The organism is Cellulomonas humilata, from assembly GCF_013359775.1.
GTDB lineage: Bacteria > Actinomycetota > Actinomycetes > Actinomycetales > Cellulomonadaceae > Cellulomonas > Cellulomonas humilata.
In genome coordinates this window covers 1-288 of record NZ_JABMCI010000007.1, presented here as the reverse complement: position 1 = coordinate 288, position 288 = coordinate 1, and the positions used below count along the sequence as shown (strand labels likewise).

Below are 288 nucleotides of genomic sequence, written 5' to 3'. Positions count from 1 at the left end.
CGGCCAGCATCGCCAACGCGTCCGCGGAGGCTTGCCCCGGGGAGCGGGTCTGGTCGCCGTACTGGCCCATCGCGTCCAACGCGACCCGCAGGGTTTCCCCGGCGACCCGGTCCAGGCGACCCTTCAAGAACACCCCACCCGCCTGGACCGACAACGAGAAGAACCGCTCCCGACGCTGCACCTCATGCTCGGCCTCCAACGCACCCGGATCCTGCGCGGCGACCCAGCGAGCCAACGCCCGAGCGAAGTCCGGCCGCGACGCGACCCGCGCCATCCCCACCACCTGCT

The 288-nt window shown here is 72.2% G+C and carries 1 protein-coding gene; it reads right to left on the bottom strand.

Going from position 1 to position 288, the window contains the following annotated elements:
• Window positions 1–274 (bottom strand): hypothetical protein (locus HP550_RS00030; RefSeq protein WP_425484398.1); only part of this gene is annotated, 274 nt, incomplete at its 3' end.
• Window positions 275–288 lie beyond the last annotated feature (14 nt).